Raw genomic sequence first — 572 nt, forward strand, 5'->3', positions numbered from 1 at the left:
AAAATAGTGCAGCAATATCAACCTGAAGTCCCTTGGCATTAGTGGTGATGGTATTATTTTTAATTCTGATATGAAACGGGATTTTTTCATTCAATAGCCATCCAAACCAATCTTTCCCGACAAATTCCCGATCAGTCAATATTCCTTTAATACAATTTTTCCCGAAATGGTCAATGAACATCTGGATCAAAGCAATTCTTTCAGGAGTATCGGAATTACCTCCTTTATCCAGCAACATCCAGTATATGGGTATGGCTGTTCCCTTGAAAACAATACCGAGCATCAAAATATTGATGTCCGATTTTCCCCAACGCCAATACGCGTTTAAACTATCCTTCAACTCGCTGATACACTCCATATAACCTCCTTTTGGCGATCGAGATTATATGATTTTCATTGCATGTCAGCGAGTTACCTCAACTTACTTCAGGCCCAAACTCAAAATGGTTGCCCGCCTGCGCGGGCATGACAGATTTTTTTTGTCATGTACTACTCCATTAAATTAATTTTGTCTTTTGTTTTTGAAGGCTGTAGAGTTTAGATTTTTATCTGGAGTCAGGGACGATGGTATA

At 38.6% G+C, this 572-nt stretch carries 1 pseudogene; it reads right to left on the reverse strand.

From position 1 onward, the window contains the following. Positions 1-316: pseudogene (locus Llon_RS06185) on the reverse strand (transposase); the annotation flags it as partial. Between the last annotated feature and the right edge of the window lie 256 nt (positions 317-572).

The sequence above is a fragment of the Legionella londiniensis genome, assembly GCF_001467825.1.
Taxonomy (GTDB): Bacteria; Pseudomonadota; Gammaproteobacteria; order Legionellales; family Legionellaceae; genus Legionella_A; species Legionella_A londiniensis.